This window comes from Micromonospora xinjiangensis (genome assembly GCF_056150165.1).
This window is the reverse complement of the sequence record NZ_JAXCFO010000004.1, coordinates 585,772-603,200: the sequence shown is the minus strand read 5'-3', so window position 1 is coordinate 603,200 and position 17,429 is coordinate 585,772. Positions and strand designations below refer to the sequence as shown.

Sequence of the window (17,429 nt, the reverse complement as noted above, 5' to 3'; positions counted from 1 at the left end):
AAATGATTGAATTCTCTGCAACGGCAGAGAGATCGGCCGGATGGGTGATCGATCAGTAGCACCATTCCGTGCGGAGCATGAGCTTTTCGCGCCGGTGACCACGGAATTCAGGTGAGGCGCAGCGTGGACACGTTCTCGTGTGAACCGCGGTCGTCGGCCCAACGGACGACACACCGCACCTGCTGCGCAATTCCCATCTGCGTAAGGAGCGCGAATCGCACCTCCCCGCCAGGAGCTATCACGTCGATCGACGGGTCACCGGGCCGGTTGAGCGTCACGGTCCACAGATCTCCCGGGTCCATGAGGTCCTTCTCGAAGCCGAACGTCACGTTGCGCGCCGGGCGGCTCCCGGTGTTGTGGAGCACCAGGTAGCGACTCCGGGTGCCGCCGGCCCACCGACGGTCCGCGGCACTCGTCCGGTCCTCGGACTGCACGCGGGGCCAGACCTCCGCGCCGGGTGGGCCACTGGGGATGCTCAACGTGGCGGCCCTCGTGCGCTGCGCGGAGACGGCCGCCACGAGAATCTTCTCGACGTGGTCGTGCAGGTCGGCGTCGTCGACGTACGCGAGGACCAGCGCCCTGGACTTCAGGCCCTCCAGATAGTCGTTGAGCCTCGACATCTGCGCGACGTCGATCCGACCCGGATCGACCGGCCGGCGGGAACGCAGCACACCGACGTACTTCCCGGCGGCGCCCAGCCGTTCGATCTCCTCGGCGGTGCCGGATGTCGCCGACGCCGTCGGCGTTCCCATCCGGGAGGAGAACATCGCGATACAGACGTCGCACCGGTCGACTATCTGGTCGTTCAATTCCTCCTGCGGTGGTCGGCCGAACGCCGCGGCCGCGTGGGCGCTCCACATGATCGGGATGACCGTGGCGCCGAAGTTCTCGCCGTAGATGCCGTTCCACCTGGTGATCGCCTGCTGGACGATCCGGATGTCCTTCTCGGGAATGTCACCGGGACAGGAGACCAACAACCGGATGGCCAGAGCGCTGTACGGCACCGGAACCTCCACGGCCAGGCTTCGAGACGCGTCGTCGCCACGGTAGTCGACGGGAGGACGGTCGCATGTCCGGCCGGTCGAGGGGTAGGACCCGGTGGGAACGACGAAGAACGCGCAACGTCCGTAAGGAGACTCAGCGTGACAACTGTGCCCGACCCGTCGAAGGTGTCCATCGGTCTTCGGGAGGCGGCCCACGTGGGAATCGCCGTCAGCGATCTCGACCGGTCGGTCGCGTTCTACCAGGCCCTCCTCGGCATGGAACCGGTGGTCCGCGACGAGAGCATGCACGGCCCGGGATTCGCGCAGTCGCAGGGGCTGCCGAGGACCCAGCTGCGGTACGCCACCTTCAACCTGGAGAACATCGGCATCGACCTGATCCAGTTCCAGGATCCGGTCGACGAGCCCTCGCAGCCCGCCGCCAACCGGCCCGGCTCGATGCACCTCTGCTTCACCGTCGACGACGTCGCGGCGGTGTACGAGCGCATGAGCGATGCCGGGTTCGGCTTCCTCGGCCGGCCCTACACGTTCGCGGAGGGAGAGGTGTACCCGGCCGAGGCGCTGGGCACCGAGGTCGCGTACTTCAACGACCCGGACGGCACGAACCTGGAACTCATCGCGCCGAAGGGTGGCTTCGCACGCTCGTAGATCACCTCCGTACGCCCCGGGCGGCCGCCGCCCGGGGCGTACACACGCCTAGCCCTGCGCGTACACCAGGTCCATCGTGTCGGTGTGCCCGGACCAGCGGAGGTCGAGGTGCCAGCAGCCGGCCTGCGGCATGTCGATGATCGACGGGCCGGGGCCACCGGCGACCTCCCGGGTCACCCGGACATCGGTGCCGTCCAAGGTGGCGGTGATGACCAGGTCGGGCGACCTCGACGGGTCGGGTGAGCTCACATCAGGACGGGAGACCCAGAGGATCTTGTTGCTCGATCCGTCGTCCACCAGGCTCAGGGGGTGCCCGAACAGCGCCGCGACGATGTCACCGTTGTCGCCCATGACGTGCGCCATCCGGGCGTCCCCGCTGAACCCGGCGCGGGCCCACTCCGGCAGGGGGCCGGTTTCTACCGGCGAGTCGCAGCCGCCCGCCCCGCTCCCTGACGCCGGGGCGGCCGGCGCGCCGGCCGGACCGGTGGGCCCCGCCGCACTGCTGCACCCGGCCAGCAGGATCACCGCCGCCGCCGGAACAAGGAATCTCTTGCCGGAACCCATCTCGCCCTCCCGTTGACCACCAGGCCTGCCGGTGGCCCGGCAGGTGCTCGCTGCTATCCGGACACCGGCCGCGCGCCCCGGGTTCCGCATCCGTGCCCCGTCGGGCCGGGCGCCCTCACCAGAGCGAGGCCGCCAGGTCGATGGCGTCCTGCTTCGGTAGGTCGCACTCCAGCCGGTAGGTCACGCCGGCCTCCTCCCAGATCAGGGTCGAGGCGGCGAGCCGCGCGGTCTCGACGCGGGTGACGCCGGCACGGTCGACGTAGGTCAGGTCGTGCGGGCCGGCGACCCAGACGGCGAACGCGCCGTCGACCTGCACCCACTCGGTTCCGGGTCCGGTGATCCGCTTCAGGTAGACGACGTCGACCCGGCCGTCGAAGGCATCGAGTCGTAGGGTGCCTCCCCGGTAGACGAGGGTCGCCACCCGGTGGGCGCCCGTGCTGTCGGGATCGGCGACCAGTACCTGCTCGGGTGGTCCCATCCCGGCCGGCGCGCGCAGCGGGAACCGCACCTCGCGCCGGGCCTCCTCCAGGGCCACGGACCGCTCGGACGGCAACGGGGAGGGTGTGCCCCCCGGTGGTGCCGCCGCGGGCGCGGTGCGGACGGTGACGCCGGCGAAGCGCAGCAGCCCGGTCACCGCGTCGGCGAGGGCGGCCCGGCCGGGCGGGAGCAGGGCGACCAGCAGACCGGCGAGCAGGACGGCGAGGGGGTGACGCCATCGGCGCCAGCGCGACCCGGGGGCGGCGATCCGCGCGCGTACGCGGCCGGTCACGTCCGGCGGGTCCGGTGTCCGCAGCCACGGGGACAGGTCGCGCAACTGCGTCTCGAGGTCATCCATGGCGGACCTCCTCCGCGTCGAGCATGGCGCGCAGCTTGGCCAGCGCCCGCGACGTCCGCGACTTCACGGTGCCCCGTGGCCAGCCGAGAACGGTCACCGTCTCGTCCTCGTTAAGGTCGAGGAAGTACCGGCACACGATCACCTCGCGGTCCTTCGCCGGCAGCCGCCGGATCGCCTGCACCAGCATCGTCCGGCGCTCCGCGGCGAGCACGGCGCTCACGGCGTTGTCCCCCGTGTCCTCCGGGTGCGCGCCGACGGCCGCCGCTCGAAGGACGAGGCCGTCCCGCCGGGTGCGGGACCGGTGCAGGTTGCGGGTCTCGTTGGCCACGATCGCCAGCAGCCAGGACCGGAAGGACGCCTCGCCCCGGTACCGGGCGAGCTTGCGGTATCCCTTCACGAAGGCGTCCTGGACGACGTCCTCCGCGTCGGCTCCGGCGCCGAGCAGGACCGCCGTGCGGTGCGCGGACGCGGTGTGCCGGGCGACCAGAAGCTCGTACGCCTCCAGGTCGCCGTGCCGCGCGCGGGTCACGAACTCGTCGTCGTCCAGTGGAACCTCCGGTCCGGTCCCACTCATGACACCGCCCGCGGCGCGCAGGTTCCACCCCGAACCGGCGAGTTACGCCGACACGTGCGCCACGCCGGGCCGCCCGCTCTGCACATGGACACGGGCCCGCGTCGTCACGGGTGCGCCGGGGGCGTTGACGAACGGCACGACCCGGTAGTCGGTGTGCATCTCGTCGCGGCCGAGGTGGCACACCTGGTATCCGCGCTGGGAGTTGTGGAACGTCATGTGCGGGTTCTCGGTCAGCCAGGTCACGCCGAGCGCGTCCATGTCCGTGCCGTTGCCGCCGGAGCTGATCGACGTGCCGAGGAACTCGGTGCCGACGGTCGGCGAGTTCTCGTCGGAGAAGTCCAGCTTGAGGTCGGCGGCCACGCTCCGGTGGGCGTCGCCGGTGATGATGACGAAGTTCTCGACGCGACGCCGCACCACCCCGTCGAACAGCCGCTGACGCGCGGCGGCGTACCCGTCCCAGGTGTCCATACCGAACGTCTCGGCGGGGCCGTCGGTGTGGTCGGCCTCCATCGCGAAGATCTGGTTGCCGAGGACGTTCCAGCGGGCGGTGGACGCGGCGAGCCCGGCCAGCAACCACGCCTCCTGCTGCGCGCCGAGCATCTGCCGGTTCGGGTCCCAGCGCAGCGACTGGTCGGTGAGCTGCTGGTCCCGGAACCGGCGGGTGTCGAGCACGTCGAGCTGCAGCAGGTCACCGAAGCGCAGCCGCCGGTAGACCTGCATCTCCGGACCGTGCGGCAGGGACGACCTGCGCAGCGGCAGGTTCTCGTAGTACGCCTGGTACGCCGCGGCCCGGCGGAGCCGGAACACCGCCGGGTCCTGGTCCGGCTCGGTGTCGGGCTGGGAGTGGTCCCCGGCCCAGTTGTTCTCCACGTCGTGGTCGTCCGGGGCGACCACCCAGGGCGCCGCGGCGTGCGCGGCCTGCAGGGCGGGGTCGAGCCTGTACTGCGCGTACCGGATCCGGTAGTCCGTGAGGGAGAAGGTCTCCGTCGCCGGAAGATGCGCGCGCCCGATGGACCCCGCGCCGCCTCCCTCGTAGATGTAGTCGCCCAGGTGCACCACCAGGTCGAGGTCCTCGCGGGCCATGTGCTCGTAGGCGGTGAAGTAGCCGTCGGTGTACGCCTGGCAGCTGGCGAAGGCGAAGGTCAGCGACCGCAGGCGGGTCTCCACCCGGGGGGCGGTACGGGTGCGTCCCACCGGGCTGACCTGGTCACCGACGCGGAACCGGTACCAGTAGGCACGGTCGGGACGAAGGCCGTGCACCTCGGCGTGCACCGAGTGCCCCCACTCGGGCGTGGCCCGGTGCGCGCCACGGCGTACCACCCGGCGGAAACGATCGTCCTCCGCCACCTCCCACCGGACGGTGACGGCCCGGTGCGGCATGCCGCCGAGACCGTCGAGGGCGAGTGGCTCCGGCGCGAGGCGGGTCCAGAGCACGACCCCGTCCGGTGTGGGGTCGCCGGACGCGACGCCGAGGGTGAAGGCGTAACCCGGCAGGGCGATCCGGTCGTCCGCGACGGCGCTCGCCGCCGACGCGGGCTCGGCGGCGAGGATCGCCGCGCCGGCGGCGACACCGCCCAGGGCGAGGAAGCGACGACGAGGCAGCATCAGGGGGGACTGCGACATGGTGGGGAATGCCTTCCGGACGACGTGGTTGGTGCTGTTGCTCCCCCTCATCACAACTGCCCGATGTGAAAGCGGGCCGAACGCGCCGTGAACAGCGTCGATCTTGGCGAGCGCGCGGTCTGTGCCGTAACTCGGTCGCGCGCTTGGGCGGTCGCTGCGGGGGTACGTGACAGGTGTCCCGACGAAGAAACCCCGGAGGTACACGGTGACCACAGCAGCGCAGAAGCAGGACGTCGTCGACCTGCTGCTCCAGCAGCATGAGGAGATCAAGTCCTTGTTCGCGCAGGTCAAGGCGTCCAGGGGCGACCAGAAGCAACAGGCGTTCCACCAGCTCGTCCGGCTGTTGGCGGTGCACGAGAGCGCCGAGGAGCAGGTCGTGCACCCGGCTGCGCGCGACGACGCCGGCGACGCGGTGGTCGACGCCCGCCTGCACGAGGAGCACGAGGCCAAGGAGACCCTCTCCGACCTCTACGATCTCGGCGTCGACGCACCGGATTTCGATGCCAGGTTCGCGGAGTTCGAACAGGCGGTCCTGGCCCACGCCTCGCGCGAGGAGCGGGAGGAGTTCCCGGAGCTGCGTCGCCGGACCGACCCGGACCGGCTGCGGCAGATGGCCGGTGCCGTTCGTGCCGCCGAGGCGGTGGCGCCCACGCGGCCGCACCCGGCGGCCGGCGAGTCCCCGGTGAGCAACATGATGGCCGGGCCGCCGGCGGCGATCTTCGACCGGCTCCGCGACGCCGTACGCGACTGGCGGCAGTCCCACAAGAGCTGACCGTACGACCGCAGGGCCGGGCGCCGTGGTGACACGGCACCCGGCCCGACGCGCGTCCGGCGTCCTCGCGCGAGCCGCGGGACCGCCGGTCCATCCGTCCGTCCACTGTCGAGGGCGTTGCCCACTCCCCCACCACCGGGCACCATTTCCGGGGCAGCGCCGCAGTCGGGAACCGGTCAGGACCGCGACCGATTCCCGGCGTATTCGGGTCACGTTCACCCCCGCGACGCCCGCGGTGATTGTCCGGCCGCATCGGGACGCAGTGCCCCGTTTTCCGATCGGGCTCGTTTTCGGCGTCGATGGACACGGTTTACACCGTGATATCGAACCGTCCGGCAATTCCCACGGTTGGAAATGGCTCCAGGGCCTCTCACCCGCATACCGCGTGACCTGGGATGACTCCCCACTCCCGCGCCGTCAGCCGCGTGCGGGACACGATGGTGTCCGAGAATCGACACGTCCCCCGACCCGGGAAGGTCGCCGTCACGACCGGAACGCGTAGCCGGGCGAACCCGCGCTTTCCGGCGATTCATGCGATCGACCATTGACAATTCGCGGCGGTCTACATGTCGCCAACCGGTCAAACGCTTTGTCGACCGGCTTCGAATACGCATGCTTCCTCTCGGGCCGAACGCGGCCCGTGTCCACGCAGGGCCGAGCGTCGGCCCACTGTGGGGGGAGGAACATCGATGTTCGACAAGTTGGCCACCAGGCCCGCGAGAACGGCGCTCGCCGTGATCGTGCCGGGCGTCATGGTGGCACTCGCGGGCGCAGCCGTGCCGGCGCACGCCGCGGACCCGGGGGAGGCCGCGAAGGCCCGCAACGCGCCGGCCTACCAGTTGGCGCGCGGCGACGCGTGTGGACTGCGCCCGTCGGCGAGCAAGAGCGCCAAGGACGAGACGCTGAGCTGCCTGGGGGTCGAGGCGAAGCTCGACCGTACGCCCGCGGTCGGTGAGACCGCGACCCTGCGGGTCACCGTGCGCGCCGCGGGGAAGATCGGCCCGAGCGAGATCAGTGTCACGCTCCCGTCCGAGCTGGAGTGGGTGCAGGCGCCGACGGAGCTCGGTGTCCAGGAGCGGCGCAGCGTCCAGCCCGAGCGGGCCGGTGACGTGTCCGTCGCGCGGACGACCCGCGCCCTGAAGGCCGGCGACGACTTCTCGTTCAGCGGCGTGGTGCGGGCGGTCAAGGCCGGCCGGGTACAGATCCAGGCCCGGGCGACGGCGCCGTACGGCAAGGACGTCCAGGCCGGTCAGGACGACGTCTTCCTGACCATCGGTGACAAGGCGGGCCTGTCCCGGTTCGGGCACGCCCCGGCGACGAGCGACAACACCACGACGCGCGTGCCGACCACTGAGCGGGCCCCCCGACTGGCCGGGCAGGCGTCCAAGAGCGTCGGGGTGCAGAGCGTGACCGGTGAGGCGCGCGCCGAGGCGCAGGCCAAGGGGCTCACGGTCATCAGCCCGCAGGCGCCCTGCGACACCCGGGTCGCCGGCAACTGGAGCTTCCAGGACCAGACGGGCGCCTGGCACAACCAGATGAACATGCAGGTCCAGGTCTGGGACGACGACACCTTCGGCGACACGCTGCTGGCCACCGGCGTGACCGACGGCGCCGGCAACTACAACATCTGCTTCGACTCACAGGTGGAGGGCTTCCCGGACAGCGGGCGCGCCGACATCTACCTGCGCTTCATCACCTCGAACTCGCTGTGGCGGGTGCAGCGCGGCGGCAACCCCCTGTCGTTCCAGACCGGTACGACCAACGACGTGCCCACCGGAAGCACCCTGAACCTCGGCTCGCTCACCGCGGCGGACGGGGCGCTGCAGCGCGGCCTGCACGCGTACGACTCGGCCAACGACGCCTGGCTCTGGGTGCCGAAGCCGAACAACCTCTGCTGGGACCAGGACGACGCGAGCTGCCGCCAGGTGGTCATCAACTGGGCGCCCGACTCGACCGACGGCACGTACTACAACCTCGGCAGCAACCAGGTCCACCTGGCCGCCGACGACCCGAACGCGCCGACCACCGTGGTGCACGAGATCGGCCACGCCGTGATGGACGACCTCTACAACGACAACTACCCGTCCGCACCCAACTGCAACCCGCACAGCGTCACCGGCACCAGCTCCGCCGGCTGCGCCTGGACGGAGGGCTGGGCCGAGTGGTTCCCGGCCACCGTCTACAACGACCCCTTCTTCCGCTGGCCCAGCGGCGCCTCGCTCAACCTGGAGAACGCCAGCTGGGGCAACGGCTGGGGCGAGGGCGACACCACCGAGGGACGGGTCGCCGCGGCGCTTATCGACATCACCGACTCCACGAACGAGGCGACCTGGGACCGGTACGGCGAGGGCCCGTGGAACATCTGGACCACGTCGCGGCGGCACAACTCCACGACCTTCGCGAACTTCTGGGCCAACCGCGCCGCCGACGGGTTCAACGTCAGCGACGCCGGGGCGCTGGCCTCGGTCTACCAGAACACCATCGACTACCAGTTCCGCGACCCGCTGGGCAGCTACGCCCCGCTGACCCGTCCGACGCCGACGCCGCCGCACAACTTCGGCTTCTCGACCTCGTCGCCGTACTGGTCCGTGGTGGCGCTCAAGCCGAACTCGGGCGACCTGGACGTGAGCCTCTACGACGACCGGGCGCAGGGCGTCTACCTCAACGGCAGCGCCTACGGCGGCACCACCATCGACTTCGTGGCGGTGGACTCGAACCGTCGGGCGTTGGGCGACTACTACCCGCGGGTGTCCAACTGGTCGGGCGGCGGCGGCTACCGGGTCGAGCTGGCCCAGGGTTCCACGGTGCTGAACGCCGGCAGCAGCACGATCACCATGGGCACGAACAACGTCGTCACCGTGCGGGACACCTATCTGACGGCCGGGGTGCCGGTCACCATCTCGGTGGCGGCCACCAACGCCGGGCAGGACGCCGAACTCTTCGTCCTGGACAGCGACCCGGCCAACTCGGCCACCTGGATCCGGGCCCGGTCGGGCGCGGTGGGCGCCGCCACGAGCGGCGGTGCCGGTGCGACCGAGACGATCACCCTGACCCCGGTGCGCACCGCCTGGTACGGAGTGGTCGTGGTCAACAAGGCGGGTTCCGGCAACTACACCCTCACCCGCTCCTGACCGTCGAGGATCGGTGACCCGGTCCGGGAGCGCCCTGGTGGCGCTCCCGGACCGCGGCCCGTACCCGGCCGGGCCGGTCGAACGGAACCGCGGTCGGCGCGGTGGCGTCCGATCGGCGTGACCCGACACGGAAGGCGACCCGTGCGTCGACTCTTGGCCCTGCTCACCGCGCCGGCCCTGCTCACCGGCGCGGCGGCGGTCGCGGGCTGCGCCGACCGGGGCGACGCGGCGGACCCGCCGACCGGCGGCACCGCTCTGGTCCTGCGCGTGAGCGAGCTGCCCGGCATGCTGCCGCCCGGCGGGACGGCGGCGTCGACCCCGCGGTTCTCCCTGTACGGGGACGGCCGGCTGATCAGTGTGCCGGCCGGGGCCGCCGGTGGTTGGCCGGCGCTGCGCGAGGACAGGGTGCCCTCCGACGACGTACGCGACCTGTTCCGGCAGGCCGCCGCGCTACCGCGGGCGACGACGGCGAATGACCCGGACGGGCCCGTCGTCCGGGTCGTGGTCGGCTCGACGAGCGGGCGGCGCACCGTCACCCTGCCCCGCGCCGACCCGGCGGTCGCACGGCTGCGGGCGGCGCTGGCCGGCCACGCCGACGGGCCACCCGAGCCCTACCGGCCGGCGGCCGTCGCCATCGTCGCGACGCCCGCCGACCCCGTCGAACCGGCCCGGCCGTGGCCGTTGCCGGCGCTGGCCGGCGAACCGCTCGGCGGCACGTCGGCCGGGTCGGCCTGCCTCGTGCTGCGCAACGCCGACCTCGACACGGTCCGGCGGGCGGTCGGCACGGCGGACGCCGCGGCCCGGTGGCGCGGCGACGGACAGGTCTGGCAGGTGGCGCCACGGCCGCTGCTGCCCGACGAGGCGGGCTGCGCCGACCTGTAGCGCCGCCGCCCCGGGGGAGCGGTGCGGCGGCGCCACCGGCCGGCTCAGGCGACGTCGGCGCGGCCGAGTCGCCAGTACCCCATGAACGCCACCGCCCGCCGGTCGAGGCCCCGCTCGGCCACGAGGTGACGCCGCAGCGTCCGGATGACACCCGCCTCCCCCGCCAGCCACGCGTACACCGGCGTGGGCGGCACCTCCGCCGGCACCTCCCAGAGGATCTCGGCGTCCACGTCCACGTCGCTGACCGGGGCGGCGGCGACCGGGGCCCCGGCGCCGGCCACCAGGTCCGCGGCCGCGGCCTCGACGGCCGGCACGAGCCGGCTGCCGTACGCCCCGGCGCCCCGGGACAGCCAGGTCACCTCGACCCCGGGTGGTCCCACCAGCGGGAGCGCGTCGCCGTCCTCCGGCACCTCGATGAGCGCCCGGCCGCACACGTCCAGCGGGAGGCGCTCCAGGATGGCGGCGATCGCCGGCGCGGCCGTCTCGTCCCCCGCGAGCAGCAGCCGTCCCGCCGAGCGGAGCCGGAACTCGATGCCGCCGTGGTCTCCCGGGTAGCCGGCGTCCGGGCCGATGATCGCGGTCGCGTCACCGGGACGGGCCCGCTGCGCCCACCGGGACGCGGGGCCGCCGTCACCGTGCAGGACCAGGTCGATGTCGACCTCGGCCAGGTCCGGGCGGACGGCCCGCACGGTGTAGGTGCGGATGGGGTGGCGCTGCTCGTCCGGCAGCGCGCGCCACTGCGCGTACCAGTCGGGCCCGTCCGGCAGGCTCACGCCGTCGCGCCCCGGCAACGGCAGGGCGAGCTTGATCCGCTGGTCGTAGCCGTTGTCGGCGAACCGGTCCAGATCGGGGCCGGTGAACGTCACCCGCACGAAGGACGGACTCAACCGGTGTACCGCGCGGACCTCGACGGCGAAGACACGCCAGGGGGCGACGGGCAGGGTCTGGGTCATTGGTGCCTCTCTGTGTCGGGGGCGTCGCTCTACCGGGAGGTGGCCGCGGTGGCGCGGGAGCGCCACAGCAGCCAGACGAAGTACGGGGTGCCGATCATGGCGGTGACCAGGCCGGCGGGGACCTGTGCGGGGGCGATGACCGTGCGGCCGAGGGTGTCGGCGACGCTGACCAGCGCGGCACCGAGCAGCGCGGCGACGGGCAGCACCCGTGCGTGCCGGCCACCGACGAGCGCCCGCGCCATGTGGGGCGCGACCAGGCCCACGAAGCCGATGACGCCGACTGCGGAGACCGCGGTGGAGGTGAGCACCGCCGCCGCGGCGAGCGCGACGAGGCGGGTCCGTTCCAGGCGGACACCGAGCACCCGCGGCGTGTCGTCGTCGAGGGCGAGCAGATCGAGTTCCCGGCGCGCGGCGGCCACGGCGGGGGTGAGCACCAGCAGGGCGACGGCCACCGGCAGCACCTGTGTGGCGGTGCGCCCGTAGGTGGAGCCGGAGAGCCAGGTCAGCGCCTTGCCGGTGTTCCACGGGTCGAACGCGACGATCAGGAAGGTGATCACGGCGAGGCCGCCCTGCCACGCCCCGAAGCCGATGAGGACCAGCCGGTCGGAGCTGAGGCCGCCCCGCCAGGCCACGCCGTAGACGAGGGCGAAGGCGAGGACGGCGCCGAGCCCGGCCACGCCGGAGATCGCCCAGACACCGGCCAGCGGGACGAAGGTGAGCAGCGCGACCGCGCCCAGGCCGGCGCCGGCGGTGATGCCGAGGATTCCGGGTTCGGCGAGCGGGTTGCGGCAGACGGCCTGCACGGTGGTGCCGGCGACCGCGAGGGCCGCGCCGGCGAGCACCGCGGCGGCGACGCGCGGCCACCGCTGGTCCAGCACGAAGGTGTACGCCGGCCCGGTGCTGCCGTTGACCCAGTTGACGATGTCACCGACCAGGACCCAGGTGTCGCCGGCGAGCATGCCGACCACCACGGCGGACACGGTGACCGCGGCGGCCACGACCACCACGGTGCGGTGGAACGCCGGGGAGCGGACCGCCGCGTGGCCGCCGGGCGGGCGGCGGGTCGGGCCGGCGTCGCGGTGGCGGCGGGCGAGCCAGATGAGGATGGCGGCGCCCAGCAGCGTGGTGACCACGCCGGTCGGGATGTCCACGCCCGCCTGCCCGCCCATGACGGCGCGGAGCAGGACGTCGGAGCCGAGCACGACGAACGCCCCGACGATGCCGGAGAGCGGCAGCAGGAACCGGTGCCGGTGCACGCCGGGCGCGACGGGGGCGAGCAGCCGGACGATGACGGGCGCGCAGAGGCCGACGAAGCCGACGGGACCGGTGAGGGTGACCGCGGCGGCGGAGAGCAGCACGGCCAGCAGGGTCGCGACCAGTCGGGTCCGGCGCACGTCGAGGCCGAGCACGGTGGCGGTGTCGTCGCCGAGGCCGAGGATGTCGAGGCGGCGGCCGAGCAGCGTGAGGGCGACGACGGCGGCACCCATGACGGGGGCGAGCTGGGTGAGGGCGTCCAGGTCGCTCTGCACGAGCGAGCCGTTGCCCCACGCGAACAGGCCGATGGTGGCCTGCTCGAACAGCAGCAGGAGCAGGGTGGTGACGGAGCTGAGCGCCAGCGCGGTCGCCGAGCCGGCGAGGATGAGCCGGGTGGTGCTGGCCTGACCGCCGGCCGACATGGCCATGACCAGTCCCGCCGCGGCGAGCCCTCCGCAGAAGGCGAGGCCCCCGGCGGGCAGCGCGGGCAGGGAGATGCCGAACGCGGCGACGGCGACGATGGCCAGGTGTGCGCCCGCGTTGACGGCGAGGGTGTCCGGGGACGCGAGCGGGTTGCGGGCGATCGATTGAAGGGTGGCGCCCGCGTAGCCGAGCGCCACGCCGATGGCCAGTCCGGCGAGCAGCCGGGGCAGTCGGGCGGCGACCAGCACCCGGGCGGCCTCGTCGTCGCCGCCGGTGGCGAGCCGCAGCAGGTCGAGGGCGCCGACTGAGGAGGTGCCCTGGGTGAGGTGGACGGCCGCGACGACGATCAGGAGCGCGATCGCGGCGACGAGGACCCCGAGGACCCGGGGGGTGGCGAGGCGCCCGGCCGGAGCCGGCTCGAGAGCCGGCTCCGGGCGCGGGGGTGCGGTCAGGGTGGTCACACCGCGTACGTCTTCACGAGCTGGTCGATGTACTGCTTGCCGGACAGCGGGCCGCCGAAGGTCCAGATCCCGTCGGGCATCCGGTGCAGGTTGCCCTTCTGCACGAAGGGCAGGGACTTCCAGATCGCGTTGCCGGCGAGACCGTCGGCGAAGACGTCGGTGCCGTCGGAGGCGTTGTAGAAGAAGTGCAGGTTCGGGTCCTTGAGCGTGGTGAGGCCCTCGACGTCGGTCTGGCCGAGACCCCACGCCTCGTCGGTCTTGCCGGTCCAGGCGTTGGTCAGGCCGAGCTGGATCCCGAGCTGGGAGACGAGCGAGCCCTGCCCGAACATGCGGATGCTGACCGTGCTGCCCTCCTTCCAGCCGTCGGCGATGGCGAACGGGTGACCGGCCGCGCCGGCGTCGGCGATCTTCTTCTTTCCGTCGGCGAGGGCGGCGTCGAAGTCGGCGAGCAGCTTGTCGGCCTCGGCCGTCTTGCCGACGGCCTTCGCGATCATGTTGAGGTCGCTGCGCATGCGGCCGAGGTTGTCCGTGGCGTCGCTGCCCTTGGTGACGAGGACGGGGACGTACTTCTCCAGCTGCGTGACGAGCGCGCCGCCGCGGTCGTCCTCCATCACCACCAGGTCGGGCTGGAGGGCGACGACGGCGTCGACGCTGGGCTCGCCGCGGGTGCCGACGTCCTTGACGCCGGCGTCCAGCTTGGCGGCGGTGACCCAGGTGCCGTAGCCCTTGGTGTCCGCGACGCCGACGGGCATGACGCCGAGGCTCACCAGCATCTCGACCTCGCCCCACTCGAGCCCGACGACCTTGGTCGCCGGAGCGTCGAGCTTGATCTCCCTGCCGCGACTGTCGGTGACCGTCACCGGCCCGGCCGACGAGGCGGACGGCTCGGGCGTGGCGGCCTTCTCGGTGGTGCCGCACGCGGTGAGCAGCAGGGCGGCCGCCGCGCTGACGGTGGCGGCGATGACACGGCTACGCTTCATGTCGTTCTTTCTGCGATCAGGTACGGGGATGCGTTTCAGCCCGGGATCCGGGCCAGGTGGCGGCCGACGGGACGGGTGGTCACCAGCCCGCTGACGGGGTCGGCGATCACCTCGATGCGGATGCCGTAGGTGTCGGTGAGGGCCTGCTCGGTGAAGACCTCGGCGGCGGGGCCGGCGGCGCGGACGCGGCCGTTGTGCAGCAACACCACCTCGTCGGCCACCGCGGCGGCCTGGTTGAGGTCGTGCAGGACGACGCCCACCGCGACGTCGTGGTCGTCGGCGAGGTCCCGGATCAGGTCGAGGATCTCCACCTGGTAGCGCAGGTCGAGGAAGGTGGTGGGCTCGTCGAGCAGCAGGGTGGGGGTGTCCTGCGCGAGGCAGGTCGCCAGCCACACCCGCTGCAGCTCGCCGCCGGACAACTCGTCGACGGGACGGTCCGCCATCGCGGAGACCCCGGTGACGTCCATGGCGCGGGCGATGGCCGCCGGCCCGTCCGGGTCGTCGGCCCGCCAGCGTCCCCGGTACGGGTGGCGCCCGTAGCTGACGACGTCCCGGATGGTGACGCCGCTCGGCACGGGCCGGGTCTGCGCGAGCAGCGTGACCCGGCGGGCGAACTCCCTGGCCGGCAGGTCGGCCGCTGACGCGGCGCCGGCCAGGTGCACCGTGCCGCCGGCGACCGGGTGCAGGCGGGCGAGTGCGCGCAGCAGGGTCGACTTGCCGCTGCCGTTGGGGCCCACGAGCGCCGTCACGGTGCCAGCACGCAGCGCGATCGACGCTCCGTGCACGACGGGCTTTCCGTGGTAACCCAGGCGCAGGTCGGCGGCCCACAGGCTCCGCCCGCCACCGTCCGGGTCAGGTCCGGTTGACATGAGGTTAGGCTAACCTTAGTCGCGGTTCCCATGTCAAGCCGGTCCTTCCAATCCTGTCCGAACGACCCGGCCCAGCGCTGCCACCACGCTCCGTGTCCGTCTCGCCGCCGCCGACACCTCGCCCCGCCCCCTTTGCTCTGCACCCGCGGACGCACCAGGCACGGTGAGTAACACGCGATCCTCCGCGAGGGACGACCCCGGCCACCAGGTAAGCAGCTCAACGGGGTGGTGCAGATTGGACAGCAGAGCAAAGGCGGCGAGGGAGCGATGGCCTCTCCATCGAGGGAACCGCGCAGGGTACCGAACCATTGCCGTCACGCAGCGTGCTCGCCAGGACGGGGCGGCCCGGCCACCCCAGGCTCGCGCGACCACGCGCCGCGCGCCGACGGCGCCGCTCCTCGGCGCCTCCACCGCACCGTGCGCCGGCGGCACGCAACCCCCGACCGCGCGCGGGAGCGCACCCCCGCCTCCGGGCGGAGGGAAGCGACGATCACAGGTCGATGCGCGAGCCCATGATGACGGTACGGTCGCGTGGCAGGCAGAAGTGTTCGGCGGCGTCGGCGGTGACGTAGGAGGTCGCGAGGAAGAGTCGCTTGCGCCAGCGGGACATCGTCCGCCGGTCGCCGACCCGAATGTCGATCTTGGACAGGAAGTAGGAGGCACCCTCGACCTGCACCTGCCCCTCGGTCGCGTCGGCGTCGAGCTTGCGCACGATCTCGGGCACGTTCGGTGTCTCCATGTAGCCGAACCGGGCGGTGACGTGGGTGATCCCGTCGTCGGCGTAACCGAGGTCGTCGACGACGATCTGCCGCTCCGGTGGCACCCGGGGCGTGGGCTCCGTGTCGATCGAGAGGATGACGACGTGTTCGTGGCGGACGTGGTTGTGCTCGACGTTGGCGCGCATGGCGAGCGGCACGGTCTCCCGGCCGCGGTTGAGGAAGATGGCGGTGCCCGGGACACGGCGTGCCAGCGTCCCGTCCCGTCTCAGCCTCTCGACGAAGTCGCGCAGCGGGCCCTCACGGCGTCGGCGTTCCTCGCTGATGATCTCGCGACCGCGCTGCCAGGTGGTCATGACCAGGAAGGCGGCCAGCCCGATGACCAACGGCACCCACGCGCCGTGGAGCAGCTTCGTCCCGTTGGCCGAGAGGAACAGGAGGTCGACCAGCAGGAGCGGGACCGCGCCGAGGCCGAGCAGCCACAGCGGGACCTGCCACCGCCAGCGGCCCACGTAGAAGAACATCAGGGTGGTGATCGTGATCGTGGCGGTCACCGCCATACCGAAGGCGAAGGCCAGCGCCGTCGAGGTGCGGAACGCGAGGACCAGGGTGAGCACCCCGACCAGCAGCAGCCAGTTGACCCACGGGACGTAGACCTGGCCGACCGCCGACTCGGAGGTGTGCGTGATCCGCAGCCGCGGAAGATAGCCCAGCTCGGCGGCCTGCGACGCGACCGAGAACGCTCCGCTGATCACCGCCTGGGAGGCGATCACCGTCGCCGCGGTGGCCAGCAGGACCAACGGCAGCCGCCCCCAGCCGGGCACGAGCAGGAAGAACGGGCTGCTGATGTTGCTCGGGTCGTCGAGGATCAGCGCACCCTGCCCGAGGTAGCTCAGCACGCAGGCCGGGAACACCAGGGACACCCAGGCGCGGGTGATGGACCGGCGGCCGAAGTGGCCCATGTCGGCGTAGAGCGCCTCGGCGCCGGTGACCGCGAGCACGATGGCGGCGAGCGCGAAGAAGGCGGCTTCGAAGTTGCCGAACAGGAAGGTCAGCGCGTAGGACGGCGACAACGCCCTGAGGATGCCCGGGTGGGCGGCGATGCCCCGCACCCCGCAGAGGGCGATGACCGAGAACCAGACGATCATGATGGGCCCGAACAGGCGGCCGACCGCCCCGCTCCCCCGACGCTGGGCCAGGAACAGCACCACGATGATCACCACGGTGATCGGCAGGACGAGGTCGTGCAGCGGCGGGTCGACGACCCGGAGGCCCTCGACGGCGGAGAGCACCGAGATCGCCGGAGTGATCATGCTGTCGCCGAAGAACAGCGCGGCGCCGAAGACGCCGAGCGCGGCGAGCACCCTCGCCGAGCGCCTGCTGCGGCGGGCGTTGCGCCGCAGCAGGGTGATGAGCGCCATGATGCCGCCCTCACCGTCGTTGTCGGCGCGCATGGCGAGCAGGACGTACGTGACGGTCACGATGATCATCACGGACCAGAACACCAGCGACACCACGCCGTACACGTTCTCCGTGCCGACCTCGACGGGATGCGGGTCGGCCGGGTTGAAGACCGTCTGGAGCGTGTAGATCGGGCTGGTGCCGATGTCGCCGAACACGACCCCCAGCGCGCCGACGACCAGCGCCAGTCGCACGGTGTCGCGCCCGACCGGACTCGCCGCACCCAAGGACCGCGCCACCGGCCCGGTGTCCGGCGCCGGTTGCTGCCGCTCGCTCACGGCG

14 protein-coding genes are annotated in these 17,429 nt (G+C 72.4%); 4 read left to right on the top strand and 10 right to left on the bottom strand.

Annotated elements, in window-relative coordinates; all coding sequences use genetic code 11:
* Nucleotides 1–107: 107 nt before the first annotated feature.
* The gene (locus tag SM573_RS18120) at nucleotides 108–1,004 is read right to left on the bottom strand and encodes a hypothetical protein (RefSeq protein ID WP_474616647.1); all 897 of its coding nucleotides are present in this window, start codon (nucleotides 1,002–1,004) and stop codon (nucleotides 108–110) included.
* 138 nt (nucleotides 1,005–1,142) lie between these two features.
* On the opposite strand from SM573_RS18120, the gene SM573_RS18115 reads away from it, so the two are divergent.
* Complete coding sequence (locus SM573_RS18115; protein WP_474609795.1) at nucleotides 1,143–1,649, top strand: VOC family protein; 507 nt, start codon at nucleotides 1,143–1,145, stop codon at nucleotides 1,647–1,649.
* Between the two features lie 48 nt (nucleotides 1,650–1,697).
* Here SM573_RS18115 and SM573_RS18110 read toward each other — a convergent pair whose 3' ends face one another.
* From SM573_RS18110 to SM573_RS18095, 4 genes are all read right to left on the bottom strand, one after another.
* On the bottom strand, nucleotides 1,698–2,213 hold the full coding sequence (locus SM573_RS18110) for a hypothetical protein (protein ID WP_474609796.1): 516 nt from the start codon (nucleotides 2,211–2,213) through the stop codon (nucleotides 1,698–1,700).
* A gap of 115 nt (nucleotides 2,214–2,328) precedes the next feature.
* The gene (locus tag SM573_RS18105; protein ID WP_474609797.1) at nucleotides 2,329–3,048 is read right to left on the bottom strand and encodes a hypothetical protein; all 720 of its coding nucleotides are present in this window, start codon (nucleotides 3,046–3,048) and stop codon (nucleotides 2,329–2,331) included.
* On the bottom strand, nucleotides 3,041–3,622 hold the full coding sequence (locus SM573_RS18100) for an RNA polymerase sigma factor (RefSeq protein ID WP_474616646.1): 582 nt from the start codon (nucleotides 3,620–3,622) through the stop codon (nucleotides 3,041–3,043). The genes SM573_RS18105 and SM573_RS18100 overlap by 8 nt, the downstream gene beginning before the upstream one ends.
* Before the next feature lie 42 nt (nucleotides 3,623–3,664).
* Nucleotides 3,665–5,245 carry an alkaline phosphatase D family protein gene (locus tag SM573_RS18095; RefSeq protein ID WP_474609799.1) on the bottom strand — a complete coding sequence of 527 codons (1,581 nt, stop codon included), beginning with the start codon at nucleotides 5,243–5,245 and terminating at the stop codon, nucleotides 3,665–3,667.
* 205 nt (nucleotides 5,246–5,450) lie between these two features.
* Here SM573_RS18095 and SM573_RS18090 point away from each other — a divergent pair, with 205 nt between their 5' ends.
* The 3 genes from SM573_RS18090 (at nucleotide 5,451) to SM573_RS18080 (ending at nucleotide 10,030) form a co-directional block, all read left to right on the top strand.
* Entirely contained in the window at nucleotides 5,451–6,017 is a 567-nt protein-coding gene (locus tag SM573_RS18090; RefSeq protein WP_474609800.1) for a hemerythrin domain-containing protein, read from the top strand.
* Between the two features lie 689 nt (nucleotides 6,018–6,706).
* Nucleotides 6,707–9,148: a hypothetical protein gene (locus SM573_RS18085; RefSeq protein WP_474616645.1), complete on the top strand. Its 2,442-nt coding sequence runs from the start codon at nucleotides 6,707–6,709 to the stop codon at nucleotides 9,146–9,148.
* Nucleotides 9,149–9,289: 141 nt separating this feature from the next.
* A complete protein-coding gene (locus SM573_RS18080; RefSeq protein ID WP_474616644.1) occupies nucleotides 9,290–10,030 on the top strand; it encodes a hypothetical protein in 741 nt (246 codons plus the stop codon).
* Nucleotides 10,031–10,074: 44 nt separating this feature from the next.
* Here SM573_RS18080 and SM573_RS18075 read toward each other — a convergent pair whose 3' ends face one another.
* From SM573_RS18075 to SM573_RS18055, 5 genes are all read right to left on the bottom strand, one after another.
* On the bottom strand, nucleotides 10,075–10,983 hold the full coding sequence (locus SM573_RS18075) for a siderophore-interacting protein (protein WP_474616643.1): 909 nt from the start codon (nucleotides 10,981–10,983) through the stop codon (nucleotides 10,075–10,077).
* 29 nt (nucleotides 10,984–11,012) lie between these two features.
* On the bottom strand, nucleotides 11,013–13,112 hold the full coding sequence (locus SM573_RS18070; RefSeq protein WP_474616715.1) for an iron ABC transporter permease: 2,100 nt from the start codon (nucleotides 13,110–13,112) through the stop codon (nucleotides 11,013–11,015).
* Between the two features lie 5 nt (nucleotides 13,113–13,117).
* Nucleotides 13,118–14,101 (bottom strand): ABC transporter substrate-binding protein, encoded by a 984-nt coding sequence (locus SM573_RS18065; RefSeq protein ID WP_474616642.1) that lies wholly within the window; start codon nucleotides 14,099–14,101, stop codon nucleotides 13,118–13,120.
* Nucleotides 14,102–14,136: 35 nt separating this feature from the next.
* Complete coding sequence (locus tag SM573_RS18060) at nucleotides 14,137–14,970, bottom strand: ABC transporter ATP-binding protein (protein WP_474616641.1); 834 nt, start codon at nucleotides 14,968–14,970, stop codon at nucleotides 14,137–14,139.
* Between the two features lie 490 nt (nucleotides 14,971–15,460).
* Nucleotides 15,461–17,425, bottom strand: a complete 1,965-nt coding sequence (locus SM573_RS18055; protein WP_474616640.1) for a potassium transporter Kup — start codon at nucleotides 17,423–17,425, stop codon at nucleotides 15,461–15,463.
* Nucleotides 17,426–17,429: the final 4 nt, after the last annotated feature.

What these genes read in the sequence shown, in the direction of transcription:
- SM573_RS18100 (WP_474616646.1), bottom strand. Translation starts at nt 3,622, where the DNA reads ATGAGTGGGACCGGACCGGAGGTTCCACTGGACGACGACGAGTTCGTG.
- SM573_RS18075 (WP_474616643.1), bottom strand. Translation starts at nt 10,983, where the DNA reads ATGACCCAGACCCTGCCCGTCGCCCCCTGGCGTGTCTTCGCCGTCGAG.
- SM573_RS18095 (WP_474609799.1), bottom strand. Translation starts at nt 5,245, where the DNA reads ATGTCGCAGTCCCCCCTGATGCTGCCTCGTCGTCGCTTCCTCGCCCTG.
- SM573_RS18065 (WP_474616642.1), bottom strand. Translation starts at nt 14,101, where the DNA reads ATGAAGCGTAGCCGTGTCATCGCCGCCACCGTCAGCGCGGCGGCCGCC.
- SM573_RS18110 (WP_474609796.1), bottom strand. Translation starts at nt 2,213, where the DNA reads ATGGGTTCCGGCAAGAGATTCCTTGTTCCGGCGGCGGCGGTGATCCTG.
- SM573_RS18085 (WP_474616645.1), top strand. Translation starts at nt 6,707, where the DNA reads ATGTTCGACAAGTTGGCCACCAGGCCCGCGAGAACGGCGCTCGCCGTG.
- SM573_RS18060 (WP_474616641.1), bottom strand. Translation starts at nt 14,970, where the DNA reads ATGTCAACCGGACCTGACCCGGACGGTGGCGGGCGGAGCCTGTGGGCC.
- SM573_RS18105 (WP_474609797.1), bottom strand. Translation starts at nt 3,048, where the DNA reads ATGGATGACCTCGAGACGCAGTTGCGCGACCTGTCCCCGTGGCTGCGG.